The organism is Micromonospora sp. NPDC049282, from assembly GCF_043197045.1.
In the GTDB taxonomy this organism is placed as follows: Bacteria; Actinomycetota; Actinomycetes; order Mycobacteriales; family Micromonosporaceae; genus Micromonospora.
In genome coordinates this window covers 170,612-183,741 of sequence record NZ_JBICSL010000009.1, presented here as the reverse complement: position 1 = coordinate 183,741, position 13,130 = coordinate 170,612, and the positions used below count along the sequence as shown (strand labels likewise).

The 13,130-nt window shown below is 75.0% G+C and carries 14 protein-coding genes and 1 pseudogene; 8 read left to right on the top strand and 7 right to left on the bottom strand.

Going from position 1 to position 13,130, the window contains the following annotated elements:
• The first annotated feature begins 19 nt into the window (after window positions 1-19).
• From ACGFI2_RS17015 to ACGFI2_RS17000, 4 genes are read left to right on the top strand one after another with little or no spacing between them, the layout of a single operon-like run.
• Window positions 20-1,501 carry a PfkB family carbohydrate kinase gene (locus ACGFI2_RS17015; protein ID WP_393517626.1) on the top strand — a complete coding sequence of 494 codons (1,482 nt, stop codon included), beginning with the start codon at window positions 20-22 and terminating at the stop codon, window positions 1,499-1,501.
• Window positions 1,498-2,217: an SDR family oxidoreductase gene (locus ACGFI2_RS17010; RefSeq protein ID WP_393517423.1), complete on the top strand. Its 720-nt coding sequence runs from the start codon at window positions 1,498-1,500 to the stop codon at window positions 2,215-2,217. Before ACGFI2_RS17015 ends, ACGFI2_RS17010 begins: the two co-directional genes overlap by 4 nt.
• Window positions 2,214-3,173, top strand: coding sequence for a glycosyltransferase family 9 protein (locus ACGFI2_RS17005; RefSeq protein ID WP_393517420.1), 960 nt, complete (start codon window positions 2,214-2,216; stop codon window positions 3,171-3,173). The genes ACGFI2_RS17010 and ACGFI2_RS17005 overlap by 4 nt, the downstream gene beginning before the upstream one ends.
• A complete protein-coding gene (locus ACGFI2_RS17000; protein ID WP_393517417.1) occupies window positions 3,157-4,146 on the top strand; it encodes a DNA topoisomerase IB in 990 nt (329 codons plus the stop codon). The genes ACGFI2_RS17005 and ACGFI2_RS17000 overlap by 17 nt, the downstream gene beginning before the upstream one ends.
• 170 nt (window positions 4,147-4,316) lie before the next feature.
• On the opposite strand, the gene ACGFI2_RS16995 is transcribed toward ACGFI2_RS17000, so the two are convergent.
• From ACGFI2_RS16995 to ACGFI2_RS16985, 3 genes are all read right to left on the bottom strand, one after another.
• Entirely contained in the window at window positions 4,317-5,354 is a 1,038-nt protein-coding gene (locus tag ACGFI2_RS16995) for a helix-turn-helix domain-containing protein (protein ID WP_393517414.1), read from the bottom strand.
• Between the two features lie 121 nt (window positions 5,355-5,475).
• Window positions 5,476-5,979: a hypothetical protein gene (locus tag ACGFI2_RS16990; RefSeq protein ID WP_393517623.1), complete on the bottom strand. Its 504-nt coding sequence runs from the start codon at window positions 5,977-5,979 to the stop codon at window positions 5,476-5,478.
• Window positions 5,980-6,042: 63 nt separating this feature from the next.
• Complete coding sequence (locus tag ACGFI2_RS16985; protein ID WP_393517411.1) at window positions 6,043-7,674, bottom strand: RecQ family ATP-dependent DNA helicase; 1,632 nt, start codon at window positions 7,672-7,674, stop codon at window positions 6,043-6,045.
• On the opposite strand from ACGFI2_RS16985, the gene ACGFI2_RS16980 reads away from it, so the two are divergent.
• Window positions 7,657-8,139 (top strand): TetR family transcriptional regulator, encoded by a 483-nt coding sequence (locus ACGFI2_RS16980; protein WP_393517408.1) that lies wholly within the window; start codon window positions 7,657-7,659, stop codon window positions 8,137-8,139. The genes ACGFI2_RS16985 and ACGFI2_RS16980 overlap by 18 nt on opposite strands.
• A 243-nt stretch (window positions 8,140-8,382) precedes the next feature.
• Here the strand turns inward: ACGFI2_RS16980 and ACGFI2_RS16975 are convergent, their stop codons facing one another.
• On the bottom strand, window positions 8,383-9,333 hold the full coding sequence (locus ACGFI2_RS16975) for a TIGR03557 family F420-dependent LLM class oxidoreductase (protein ID WP_393517405.1): 951 nt from the start codon (window positions 9,331-9,333) through the stop codon (window positions 8,383-8,385).
• Between the two features lie 66 nt (window positions 9,334-9,399).
• A complete protein-coding gene (locus tag ACGFI2_RS16970) occupies window positions 9,400-9,522 on the bottom strand; it encodes a hypothetical protein (protein ID WP_393517402.1) in 123 nt (40 codons plus the stop codon).
• Window positions 9,523-9,661: 139 nt separating this feature from the next.
• On the opposite strand from ACGFI2_RS16970, the gene ACGFI2_RS16965 reads away from it, so the two are divergent.
• The gene (locus ACGFI2_RS16965) at window positions 9,662-11,170 is read left to right on the top strand and encodes a glycoside hydrolase family 3 protein (protein ID WP_393517399.1); all 1,509 of its coding nucleotides are present in this window, start codon (window positions 9,662-9,664) and stop codon (window positions 11,168-11,170) included.
• A gap of 46 nt (window positions 11,171-11,216) precedes the next feature.
• On the opposite strand, the gene ACGFI2_RS16960 is transcribed toward ACGFI2_RS16965, so the two are convergent.
• Window positions 11,217-11,504: a GNAT family N-acetyltransferase gene (locus ACGFI2_RS16960; protein WP_393517396.1), complete on the bottom strand. Its 288-nt coding sequence runs from the start codon at window positions 11,502-11,504 to the stop codon at window positions 11,217-11,219.
• Window positions 11,501-11,773: pseudogene (locus ACGFI2_RS16955) on the bottom strand (aminotransferase class V-fold PLP-dependent enzyme); the annotation flags it as partial. The pseudogene ACGFI2_RS16955 and the gene ACGFI2_RS16960, both read right to left, overlap by 4 nt.
• Before the next feature lie 41 nt (window positions 11,774-11,814).
• Here ACGFI2_RS16955 and ACGFI2_RS16950 point away from each other — a divergent pair.
• Window positions 11,815-12,180 carry a hypothetical protein gene (locus ACGFI2_RS16950; RefSeq protein WP_393517393.1) on the top strand — a complete coding sequence of 122 codons (366 nt, stop codon included), beginning with the start codon at window positions 11,815-11,817 and terminating at the stop codon, window positions 12,178-12,180.
• A gap of 78 nt (window positions 12,181-12,258) precedes the next feature.
• Window positions 12,259-13,080 carry a DUF1206 domain-containing protein gene (locus tag ACGFI2_RS16945; RefSeq protein WP_393517390.1) on the top strand — a complete coding sequence of 274 codons (822 nt, stop codon included), beginning with the start codon at window positions 12,259-12,261 and terminating at the stop codon, window positions 13,078-13,080.
• Window positions 13,081-13,130: the final 50 nt, after the last annotated feature.

Sequence of the window (13,130 nt, the reverse complement as noted above, 5' to 3'; positions counted from 1 at the left end):
GAGCATGACGGGACCCGTGGTGGTGCTCGGTGACACGTTGCTGGACCGGGACGTCGAAGGTCTGGTGAACCGGCTGTGCCCGGACTCCCCGGTGCCGGTGCTCGACGAGACCACGTCCGTCGACCGTCCCGGCGGCGCCGGCCTGGCCGCCGTCTTCGCGGCCGCGCAGGGCGCCGAGGTCGCCCTGGTCACCGCCGTCGCCGACGACGCCGGCGGGGCCCGCCTCGGCACCCTGCTCGCCGCCGCCGGGGTGCAGCTGTACGCGCTGCCGCTGGCCGGCGCCACGCCCGAGAAGATCCGGCTGCGGGTGCGCGGGCGGGTGCTGCTGCGCCACGACCGGGGCGGCGCCACAGGCGTGCCCGGTGAGCCGAGCGAGGCCGTGCTGCGGCTGCTCGCCACCGCGTCCGCGGTGCTGGTCAGCGACTACGGGCGGGGGGTCGCCGGCCAGAGCGCGCTGCGCGCCGCGTTGGCCGCCACCCGGGCGCCGGTGGTCTGGGACCCGCACCCGCGCGGCCCCGCGGCCGTCCCCGGGGTGCACCTGGCCACCCCGAACGAGCCGGAGGCCCGCGAGTTGGCGAAGACGCCGCCGGGCGGTTCCCGCCTGGCGACCGCCTCCCGCAGCGCGCAGGCGCTGCGCCGGCGCTGGCAGGCCGGCGCGGTCGCGGTGACGCTGGGCGGGGACGGCGCGTTGCTCTGCCACGCCGGCTCCACCCCGCTGGTGGTGCCGGCGCCGGCCGCCGAGGGGGACACCTGCGGCGCGGGGGACCGGTTCGCCGCCGCGGCCACGCTGGCGCTGGCCCGGGGCGCGCTGGTGTCGGAGGCGGTGCAGGCGGCGGTCACCGAGGCGTCCGCGTACGTGGCCGGCGGGGGAGTGGCCACCGCGCTGCCGGCGCCGCCCCGGACCGTGGCCCCGGCGGCGGTCACCGGCGGCGGTGAGCGGATCGGCGCCGGGGCCGCCGGTGAGGTGGTGGCCCGGGTACGCGCGGCCGGCGGCACCGTGGTGGCCACCGGCGGCTGCTTCGACCTGCTGCACGCCGGACACGTGGCGACCCTCCAGGCGGCCCGCCAGCTCGGCGACTGCCTGATCGTCTGCCTCAACTCCGACGTCGGGGTGGCCGGGCTCAAGGGGCCGGAGCGTCCGGTCGTGCCGCAGGGCGACCGGAGCCGGCTGCTCGCCGCGCTCGGCTGCGTCGACGCGGTCCTGGTCTTCGACGAGCCGACGCCGCACGCGGCGCTGTCCTGGCTGCGCCCGGACATCTGGGTCAAGGGCGGCGACTACGGCAGCGGCGGCGGCGCCCAGACGCTGCCCGAGTCGGAGATCCTGGCCCGCTGGGGCGGGCACACGGTGGTCGTGCCGTACCTGGACGGGCGGTCCACCACCGACATGATCGCGGCGGCCCGGGCCGGACGCGGCAGCGCCGGCTGGCCGGCCGGCACGGTGGCCCCGACGGGAACCGCCCCGGAGACGGTCGTCCGCTCCACGGCGAAGGGAGCACGATGAACGCACCACGCATCCGGCCCGGTGAGGTGCCCGGCGCGGGGCCCACCGTCCTGGTCACCGGCGGATCCAGCGGTCTCGGCGCGGCGGTGGTCGCCGCGGTCGCCCGGGCCGGCGGCCGGCCCCTCGTGCTGGACCGCCAGCGCCCCGCCGACGGGGTGCCCTGGGTCGAGTGCGACCTGGCCGACACCCGCGCCGCCGAGTCCGCCACCCGGGAACTCGCGGAACGCTCCGGCGGGCTGGACGGCGTGGTCACCGCCGCCGGGATGGACGTGCCGGGCAAGCTGGCCGACGTGCCGGCGGAGACCTGGGAGCGGATCGTCACGGTGGACCTGCTCGCCACCGCGGCGGTGATCCGGGCCGCGCTGCCCTACCTGGAGGCGTCCCGGGGCACCATCGTCACCGTCGCCTCCACGCTCGGCGTCAAGGCGGTGGGCGACGCCACCGCGTACTGCGCGGCCAAGTTCGGGGTGGTCGGCTTCACCCGGGCGCTCGCCGCCGAACTCGCCGGCGCGGTGGGGGTGACCCTGCTGGTCCCCGGCGGCATGCGCACCGCCTTCTTCGACGAGCGGGACGCGCAGTACCGTCCCGGCCCCGACGCGGTGCTCAACGAGCCGGCCGACACCGCCGCCGCGGTGATGTTCGCGCTCTCCCAGCCAGCCGGGTGCGCGGTCCGCGAGATGGTGGTCTGCGCCGAGCAGGAGTCCTCGTACCCGTGATCCTGGTGCTGCGCGCGCTCGGAGTCGGTGACCTGGCCACCGCGGTCCCGGCGCTGCGCGGGCTGCGTGCCGGACTCCCCGGGCGGGAACTGGTGCTCGCCGCCCCGGCGTGGCTGGCGCCGCTGGCGGAGCTGACCGGGGCGGTCGACCGGGTGCTGCCGACCACGGGGCCGCACCGGGTCGGGTGGACCGGGCCGCCGCCGGAGGTGGCGGTGAACCTGCACGGCCGGGGACCCGAGTCGCACCGGGCGCTGGCCGCCATCCGCCCGGGGCGGCTGCTCGCCTACCGGAACCCGTCGGCCGGCCACCTCGACGGCCCGGCCTGGGACGGCGACGAGCACGAGGTCCGCCGCTGGTGCCGGCTGCTGCACGCGTACGGCCTGGCGGCCGACCCGGGTGACCTGGCGCTGCGACGTCCGGCCCGGGCCGGCGTACCCGCCGGCGTGACGGTGCTGCACGCGGGCGGCAAGGTCCCGGCGAAGCGCTGGCCGGCGGACCGCTTCGCCGGGCTGGCCCGGGCGCTTGCCGCGTGCGGGCATCGGGTGGTGCTCACCGGCTCGGCGGACGAGCGGGCGCTCGCCGCCCGGGTGGCGGCCGACGCCGGCCTGCCGCCGTCGGCGGTGCTGGCCGGCCGGACCGGCCTGGCCGAGCTGGCCGCGTTGGTCGCCGACGCGCGCCTGGTGATCAGCGGCGACACCGGCGTGGCCCACCTCGCCACCGGCTACGGCACCGCCTCGGTGGTGCTGTTCGGGCCGGTGCCGGCGGCACACTGGGGTCCGCCGGCCGACCGGCCCCGGCACCGGGTCCTCGGCGTGCCGGAGCGTGCCGGACCCGGCGGTGACCCGGCGGGTTCCGGCGGGGCGGGAACGCACCCGACTCTGGACGCCATCGGGATCGACGAGGTGGTGGCCGCGGTGGCCGAGGTGGAGCGGGTGCCGGGTGCGGTTGCGGCGTAGTGATCCGGGCCGGCCGGGGTACGGGCGTCGGCGACGCGGCAAGGGCTGGCTCTTCCTCGACGCGAAGGGCGAGCCGGTCCGCGACGCCGACGAGCTGGCCCGCCTGGGCGAGCTGGTGATCCCGCCGGCCTGGCGGGACGTGTGGATCTCGCCGTACCCGAACGGTCACATCCAGGCCACCGGCATCGACGCGGCCGGGCGCAAGCAGTACCTCTACCATCCGCAGTGGCGCCGCAAGCGCGACGAGGCCAAGTTCGACCACGTGCTGGAGGTGGCGCACCGGCTGCCGGCGCTGCGCGACCGGGTCGCCCACGACCTGGCGCTGCGCGGCCTGCGGCGGGAGCGGGTGCTGGCCACCGTGGCCCGGCTGCTCGACATGGGCGCGTTCCGCGTCGGCAGCGACCAGTACGCCACCGGCGACGACCCGACGTTCGGCGTGGCCACGCTCCGCCCCGAGCACGCCCGGTCCCGCGGCGGATGCGTGGTCCTCGAGTTCCCGGCCAAGGGCGGCGTCGAACAGGTCCGCCGGATCGAGGACGCCGAGCTGTGCCAGGTGCTGCTGAACCTGCGCCGGCGGCGGCAGGCCCAGGAACGGCTGTTCGGTTACTGGGACGGGCGGGCCTGGCGTGACGTGCGCAGCGACGAGGTGAACGAATACCTGCGCGACGCCAGTGGTGGGGAGATGACCGCGAAGGACTTCCGCACCTGGCACGCCACGGTGCTGGCCGCCGCGGAGCTGGCGACGGTGGGCCCGCAGCGGTCCGCCACCGCCCGGAGGCGGGCCGTGGCGGCGGTGATGCGCTCGGTCGCCGAGCTGCTCGGCAACACGCCCACGGTGGCGCGGACGTCCTACGTGGATCCGCGCGTGGTCGACCTCTACCACGACGGGGTGCTCGCTCCGGTGCGCCCGGAGATGCCGCGGGACGCGGTGGAGAGGTTCGTGCTGACGCTGCTCGAGGAGGAGACCGACTGACCCGACCGACCCCGTCGGTCCTGGGGGGAAGCGACGGGGTCGGAGACCGGGGTTGTGGGTCGCCGGGGGCCACCGGGGCGGGCCGCCCGCGGCTGGACAGCCGCGGGCGCCACGCCACGGCCCCCCGTTACCAGTGGGCCGCCGCCGATGTGCCCGGCGTCGGCCCGGGTTCAGTGTGTACGTGGCGAGTTGACGTCGGATGCCGCGCTGTTGACGTTCCGTGCCTGTTCCAGATGACGCGCCCGGTACGCCTGCGGTGTCTCCGCCTGTGCGGCCCGGAAGGCGCGGCTGAAGTGGGCCTTGTCCCGGAAGCCCCAGCGGCCGGCGATGAGCTGGATCGAGCGGCTGCCGAGCGCCGGGTCGGCGAGGTCCCGGCGGCACCGGGCCAGCCGCTCGTCGCGGATGTACGCCGCGACCGTGGTCTCCTCGGCCTCGAAGAGCCGGTGCAGGGAGCGCACCGAGATGTGGTGGGCGTCGGCGATCGTGCCCGGGTCCAGTGTCGCGTCGCCCAGGTGCTGCCGGACGTACGTCTGCACCTGGGCCAGCAGGGCGCGGCGCCGGACCTCGGTCGGGACCGCCTCCTCGGAGACCAGGTGGCGGCCGAGCAGCGTGGTGACCAGGTCCAGGCCGACGGTGCCCAGCCGCTCGGCGTCGACCGCGTGGTACTGCTCCGGGTGGCTGGTGATCCGGATGAGGTAGTCGGCCAGCAGCGCGCCGACGCCCTCGCTCCCGGACATCCGGCCGGCGAACAGGGGAGTGAGCCGGCGGTGCGGCAACGGCAGCGCGTCGTACGGGATGAGGGCCACCACCGACGCGGCGGCCCGCCCGTCGTCCGCGTGGTGGCTGATCTCCTGCGGCCGGGCACAGTCGAAGAAGGTGAAGTCGCCGGGCGGGCAGACGCCGCGTTGCCCGTCCTGGTCGGTGATGCCGGTGCCGTTGAGCGACAGGGCGAGCACGTAGTAGTCCGCGTCGGATCGGTTGATCAGCTTGCGGGTGCGGATCCCGTCCAGCGACGGGTAGCGGTGCTGGATGAGCTGCATCGGCCCCAGGTCGAGGAACTCCGCCCGGGCCAGGAAGTTGTCGGCGTGCTCGGTGCGCACCCGCATGAGCGCCGGGGTCTCGGCGAGCACGTCCAACCAGAGCGCCAACCGGTCGGCGGCGGGTGCCGCAGCGGTGTCGAAGATCCGCGGTTGCAACAGTGTGTCCATGAACGACCCCCGTGGTTCGTCATCCCTGATGAACACGACGCCCCACGGGGCCGAAAAGCGACAGCCCGTGGGGCGTGACCTCCGTCATAGACGGACATGAGATCTTCTGTCAGGAGCCCGGTCAGTCGTTGAGCACCTGGGACAGCCGGTCCCGGAACCGGCGCTCCGAGTCACTCACCACGTCGCCGCCGATGCCCAGGATGCCGCCGGTGGAGGCGGCGCCCACCACCTGCTCGGCGATCTCCACCAGCCAGTGCCGGTACGCCCCGGACTGCCCCTCGTCCACCTTGCCGGTGAGCAGGGCGGAGGCCTGGCCGGCGCGGGCGAGCACGTCCTCGATCATCGCCGTCGGGTCGTCCGGCGTGATCACCGGAAGCTCCGCGCCGGTTTCCGGGTCACCGACCCGGGAGACGATCTCGCCGGCCACGGCCGCGACCAGCGGGCTGGCCGACTCCCGGCCGGCGGCGATGGTCTCCAGCCCGGCGGCGTTCTCGGCCATGGTCCGCCGGGTGCCGTCGGACTCGGCCGCGGCCGCCGCGGTGAGCACCGCCTGCGGCAGACCGACCAGCAGCCCCCACTCCTCGTCGGAGACGCCGAACCGGGTGTACGCCGGCTGCTCGATCACGATCAGGTTCCTTTCGCCGTGGTCGTCGTTGTCGACGGGCGCCGTCACGGCGCCCGGGTCAGGCTAGTCCAGCTCGAGCAGGCCCTGTTCGGACACCACGCGCACGGACAGCGTCTTGTAGCCCACCTCGTCGAAGAGCACCGTCATCCGGTCGTCCTCGTAGTTGAGCACCAGGCCGGATCCCCACTCGGCGTGGCGGACCTGGCTGTGCACCGGGAACGGTCCGACCGCGCCGTCGTTGGCCACGCTGGTGCCGGCGTGGCAGTTGTCGCAGTGCCCGCAGACCTCGTTCATCTGTTCACCGAAGTAGGCCAGCAGGACCTGCCCGCGGCAGCCGGTGGTCTCGGCGAACGCGCGCATCATGTCGGTCCGCGACCGGGTCACGGTCTGCTGCCGCTCGGCCTCGGCGCGCGCGGCCCGTCCGGACTCGACCGCGTCCGGGGCGTAGCGGGGCGCGCCGACACGCTGGCGGGCCCGCGGCTCGGCGGCGCCGATCTGCTCCAGCAGGGACAGGTACTGGCCGAGCTTGCGCGGGCCCAGGCCGGTCAGCTCGCGCAGTTCCTTGCGGGTGCGGGCCTTGCTCCGCAGCACCGCGGCGAGGTCGGCCAGCTCCTTCTCGTCCGGCAGGCCGCCGCTGAAGTAGCGTTGCAGGCCGACGTCCTCGGCCCGCCAGAGCAGCAGCAGCCGCGACGGCGAGCCGTCCCGGCCGGCCCGGCCGATCTCCTGGAAGTAGCTGTCCGGCGAGTCGGGCAGCGCCATGTGCACCACCCAGGCGATGTTCGGTTTGTCGATGCCCATGCCGAACGCCGAGGTGGCCACCATGATCGGCACCCGGTCGGCGAGGAACGCCTCGTGCAGCTCGTGCCGCGCCGCGGTGGGCATGCCGCCGTGGTAGAACTCGGTCGGGAAGCCCGCGGTGGTCAGCCGCTCGGCCAGTTCCTCGGCCGCGCGCCGGGTCGGCACGTAGATGATGCCGGGGCGCTCGTCCTCGCGCAGCAACGCGATCAGCCGCCGCCACCGGTAGTCGTCGGTCGGGCAGTAGGCCACCTCGAGGAAGAGGTTGGGCCGGTCCAGCCCGGAGACCACCACCTCGGGCTCGCGCAGCCGCAGCCGGGCGATGATGTCGTCGCGGACCGGCGGGGAGGCGGTGGCGGTCAGCGCCACCACCGGTGGCCGGCCGAGGCCGTCGATGAGGTGGCCGAGCGCGAGGTAGTCCGGCCGGAAGTCGTGGCCCCAGGACGAGATGCAGTGCGCCTCGTCGATCGCGACGAGCGCCGGCGAGAGCGAACGGACCTCGGCGAGCCGGTCCGGGTTGCTCAGCGCCTCCGGCGTGATGAAGAGGAACTCGGCCCGACCGGCCCGGATCTCCTCGATCGCCTCGGCCTGCTGCGCGGCGCTCTCGTCCGAGCTGATCCGCACCGCTCGCAGCTCCGGCCGCTGCCGCTCGTTGAGCGCGGCGATCTGGTCCTGTTGCAGCGCGAGCAGCGGCGAGATGACCACGGTCGGTCCGGGGATGAGGCTGGCCGGGATCTGGTAGATCGCCGACTTGCCGGCACCGGTGGGCAGCACCACCAGGGCATCGTGGCGCTTCATGACGGCGCGCATGGCGGCGAGCTGGTTGGGCCGCAGCGCGGTCCAGCCGAACAGGTTCTTCGCCGCCCGGCGCAGGTTGGTGGCGTGCGTGGTCAGTTTCATCAACGGCCACAGCTACCCCCGCGCTCCGAGCCCGAAACCGGGGTGCTGCTCGCCGCCGTCCGGCCGGGCGACCGGGTGCTCGACGTCGGGTGCGGCACCGGCCAACTGACCCGCCTGGCCGCCGGCCGGAGCGCCACCGGCTCGGCGCTCGGGGTCGATCTCTCCGCGCCCATGACGCCGGGACTCTTTGCCGCCGGGGCCGGCTCGCACGGGGGAGCCGGCCCCCGCGCACCCCTGGGATTCTCGGTGATGGCACCCAGGAGAGCGGCCGCGCTGCGCGGCGGTGAGCAGAGTCTGCGCGAGCACCTGATCGCGGCCGCCGCGCGCCTGCTGGACCGCCGCGGACCGGCCGGGCTGACCGTGCGCGACGTGGCCCGGGAGGCCGGCGTCGCCGACGGGGTGGTCTACAACCATTTCGCCGACAAGGGCCCGGCTCGCCGAGCTGCCCGCCCTGCCCGGCGGTGACCCCGGCGTACGGGCGGAGTTCGCCGACTACCTGCGGGCCGAGCAGCGCCTCGGCCGGGTCGCGCCGGCGGCCGACCCCCGGGCGGCGGCGACCCTGCTCGTCGGCGTCTGCCACGACCTGGTGCTCGGCCGGCTGCTCGACCTGGCCGGCGCGCCGCCGCAATTCGACCCGGAGCTGGCGGACGCCCTGGTCGACACGCTGCTGCGCGGGGTGGCGCCGGCCGGGTCCGGCTGAGGCGGCGCTCACCGCAGCCGGGGCAGCACCTCCCGCTGGTAGAGGTCGAACAGTCCCTGCCAGTGCGGGCCGGTGTTGGCCACGTAGACCTCGTCGAAGCCGGCCTTGGCGTACTGGTCGATCATGTCCAGGTGGGCGTCGGCGTCCCGCCCGCAGACGAACGCCTCCCGCACCTGCTCCGGTCGGACCAGCTGCGCGGCCTGCTCGAAGTGTCGCGGCGAGGGGAGCACCTGGGACAGCTCGCCCGGCACCCCCGCGTTGGGCCAGCGCTCGTACGCGATCCGCGCGCCCTCGTCGGCGGTGTCGGCGTACGCGGCCTTGAAGCCGCCCTGGCACGGCTTGTCGCCGCCGCCGGCGTCGCGGAACCGGCGCACCATGTCGGCGTCGGGCATCATGCTGATGTAGCCGTCGCCGATCCGCCCGGCCAGCTCGATCGCCTTCGGCCCGAAGCCGGAGACGTAGATCGACGGGGCCGTCTCGGGCCGGGTGTAGATCCGGGCGTGCTCCACCGTGTAGTGGGCGCCGTGGTGGTTGACGAAGTCTCCCCGCCACAGCTCCCGGATCACCCCGACCGCCTCCTCGAGCATCTCCAGCCGGACGTCGGCCGGTGGCCAGGCGTCGCCGAAGATGTGCTCGTTCAGGGCCTCCCCGGTGCCCACCCCGAGCACGAAGCGTCCCTGGTGCAGCACCGCGCTGGTGGCTGCCGCCTGGGCGATGACCGCGGGGTGGACGCGCACGGTCGGGCAGGTGACCGCGGTGCTCACCGGCAGCCGGCAGACCTGGCTGAGCGCGCCGATGGTGGACCAGACGAACGGGCTCTGGCCCTGCGCGTCGACCCAGGGGTGGTAGTGGTCGGAGATCCACAGTGCCTCGAAGCCGGCCTGCTCGGCGCCCCGCGCCTGGGCCAGCAGCTCCGCCGGCGTGTACTCCTCGCTGGACAGGAAGTAACCGATCCTCATTGCGTCCCCTCCGCCGTGTCCGGACACCGGCCTCCTACCCGCGCGGAACGGTCCGAATCCCGGGGGTCAGCGGCGGAACATCGCCCGGATCGCGATCAGCAGGAACAGGGCGCCGACCACCAGGCCGAGCAGGCGTACGCCGGGGATGTCGGCGACGCCGGTGGCGTCGGCGAGCGGCAGGACGGGCATGCCTGAACTCTCGCACGGCGGACCGCCGGTCGCCAGCGCCTAACAGTAAGGATTGTTGACTATTTAGCTGCGCGGTGTGACCATGTCAGCACCCGCCGGTCGTGGCGGGTCGGTGGGGGAGACGGGGGTACGTCAGCGCATGAGCGAGCGCACCGAGCGGATCGTCGGAGCGACCGGAGACCTGGCGGCGCTCGCCGCCGCCGTCCTGCAACCCGGCTTCGTCGGCACCACCCCGCCACCCTGGGTCTGCCGCTGGCTCGGCGAAGGGCTCGGCTCGGTGGTCCTCTTCGCCCGCAACGTCGTCGACCACGAGCAGGTCGCGACGCTGACCGCCGACCTGCGGGCGGAACGGCCGGACGTGATCGTGGCGATCGACGAGGAGGCCGGCGACGTCACCCGGATCGAGTCCGCCCGGGGCAGTTCCCGGCCCGGCAACTTCGCCCTCGGCGCGGTGGACGACCCGGCGCTGACCGAGGAGGTCGCCCGCGACCTGGGCGCCGAGCTGGCCGCGGTCGGTGTCACCCTCGACTACGCGCCGGACGCCGACGTCAACTCCAACCCCGCCAACCCGGTGATCGGGGTGCGCTCGTTCGGCGCCGACCCCGACCTGGTCGCCCGCCACACCGCCGCCTGGGTACGCGGCCTGCAGGCCGGCGGCGTCGCCGCCTGCGCCAAGCACTTCCCCGGGCACGGCGACACCCACGTCGACTCCCACCACGACCTGCCCCGCATCGGCGCCGACCGGGCCCGCCTCGACGCGATCGAGCTGGCCCCGTTCCGGGCCGCGGTGGCGGCCGGGGCGCAGGCGGTGATGACCGGCCACCTGCTGGTGCCGGCGCTCGACGCGGAGCTGCCGGCCACGCTCAGCGCGCGCATCCTGGGCGGACTGCTCCGCGAGGAGCTGGGCTTCGGCGGTGTGGTGGTGACCGACGCGGTGGAGATGCGGGCGGTGTCCGACCGGTACGGCTTCGCCGGCGCGGCGGTGCGCGCGCTCGCCGCCGGCGCCGACGCCATCTGCGTGGGCGGGGAGCGGGCCACCGAGGCCGACGCCCGCGAGCTGCGCGACGCGATCGTCGCCGCGGTGGTGACCGGTGAGCTGCCCGAGGAGCGGCTGGCCGAGGCGGCCAAGCGGGTCGGCCAGCTCGCCGCGTGGAGCGTCGCGGCCCGGGCCCACCGCAGCACCGGCCCGGCCGCGCCGGACGGGTCACCGATCGGCCTGACCGCCGCCCGCCGGGCGCTGCGGGTCACCGGCGACGCCGCGCTGCTGCCGCTGGCCGGGCCGGCGCACGTGGTGGAGTTCGCGCCGCCCCGCAACATCGCCATCGGCGAGGAGACGCCGTGGGGGATCGCCGCGCCCCTGGCCCACCTGGCGCCCGGCACCACCACCGCCCGCTACGCCGCCGACGCCGTCCCGGCCGATCCGGCGACCGGGTCGGCGGACCGGCCGTTGGTGCTGGTCGTGCGCGACCTGCACCGGCACGGGTGGATGCGGGACGCGGTGACCCGGGCCCTGGCCGTCCGCCCGGACGCGGTGGTGGTCGAGCTGGGCGTGCCCGAGCTGGCCGCCGGTCGGGTGCACCTGGCCACGCACGGGGCCACCGCGGCGGCGGCCCGCGCCGCCGCCGAGCTGCTGGCCGGCGCCCGCTGAACTCCCGGACCGGCCGGGTGGGGAGGTCCCCCGGTCGGGCCGGGCCTCAGGGCGCGTCGACCACCAGGTCGGCGTAGTCCGGATGGCGCTCGATGAACGCGGCCACGAACGGGCACCGGGGCACCACCCGGCCGCCGCGCGCGCGGACCTGGTCCAGCATGCCCCGGATCAGCGCGCCGCCCACGCCCTGCCCCTGGTAGCGGTCGTCGACCTCGGTGTGCGTGAAGACCAGCACCTCGCCGCGCGGCAGGTACGCGCTGAACCCGGCCAGCGCGTCGTCGACCAGGATCTCGAAGCGGTGCTTGGCGGGGTTCTCCTCGACCAGGAAGTTCACCGGACCATCGTCCCCCCGTCGGCGGCCAGCCGGTCGAGTTCGGCCAGCAACCGGTCCACCTCGTCGACCGTGTTGTAGTGGTAGACGCTCGCCCGGACCGCGCCACCGGAGTCGCGCAACCCCATGGCCTGGAAGTATTCGTAGGCGTAGTAGTCGCCGGAGGAGAGGCAGAGCCCCGCCTCGCCCAGCGCCGCGGCGGTCTCCGCCGGGGTCCGGCCGGCCACCCGGAACGACACCGTCGGGCAGCCCCGCCCCGCCTCGCCGAGCACGCCGCCCGGTGGCGTGGCCGGCGGGCGGTACCGTGGGGGAGGTGACGAACCGACGCGCCACCTTCGCCCCGACCCCCGCCCGTCGCGCCGCCGGGCTGCTCGCCGGTCTCGCCCTCGGTGCCGCGCTGCTGGCCGGATGCAGCTCGAACGGCGCCGACACCGACTGCGGCCTGGACGCCTGCACCATCGCCTTCGATCGTGGCGTGGACGCCAGCGCCACCGTCCTCGGCATCGAGGCCAAGCTGATCGGCGCCCAGGACGACCAGGTCACCGTCGAGGTGGCCGGCGAGCAGCTCTCGCTCACCACCGGCCAGCAGGCCACCGAGGTCGGCGGCTTCCAGGTCAGCCTGGACAGCGTGACCGACCAGCAGGTCGTGCTCCGGGTGGCCCGCAACCCCAACGGCTGATCCCTTTCGGCCGGGCGACCGGCGGCGGGCGGCGGGCGGCGACGTTTGGAAAACCGCACGTCGGGAGATTGAGGGCGCATGTCTCTCACCCGGAACGCCGGAGCCACCGCCGCCCAGGCCAAGAACAGCCGGTGGCTCGAACTGTTGACCCGCGCCGGTTTCATCGGCTACGGAATCGTGCACCTCCTCTTCGCCTGGCTGGCGCTGCAGATCGCCTTCGGCAAGTCCGGGGAGGAGGGCAACCAGAACGGCGCCCTGCGCACCCTCGGCGAGCAGCCGCTCGGCAAGTTCATGCTGGTCGTGATCGCGGTCGGGCTCTTCGCGATGGCCATCTGGCAGGCCTCCGAAGCGCTTGTCGGCCACCAGTCGAAGACCGGCAAGGAGCGGACCTTCGAGCGGATCGCCTCGGTCGTGCGGGTGATCGTCTTCATCTGGCTGGGCTGGACCGCGATCAAGGTCGTCCAGGACGCCAGCTCCAACTCCTCCGACCAGCAGCAGCAGCTCACCGAGAAGCTGATGGCCTCCGACGGCGGCCGGTGGCTCGTCGGGCTGGCCGGTCTGGTGCTCGCCGCGGTCGGCGTCGGCATGGTGATCTACGGCCTGAAGAAGAAGTTCGAGCGCAACCTCAAGACCGGCGAGATGAACCCGAAGACGCACAAGCTGATCCGTCGCCTCGGCATGGCCGGGTACGCCGCCCGCGGCGCGGTCTTCGCCGTCGCCGGCCTGCTCATCGTGGTCGCCGCCGTGAAGTACGACCCGGAGAAGGCGCGCGGTCTGGACGCCGCCCTGCGGACGCTGCGCGACCAGGCGTACGGCCCGTGGCTGCTGGCGCTGATGGCGCTCGGCATCGCCGCGTTCGGCGTCTACTGCTTCTTCCAGTCCCGGTTCCGCAAGGTCTGAGCCTGGTCGATATCCGGACCGCCGGGCACCATTGGGCCTTTGCCCGATTC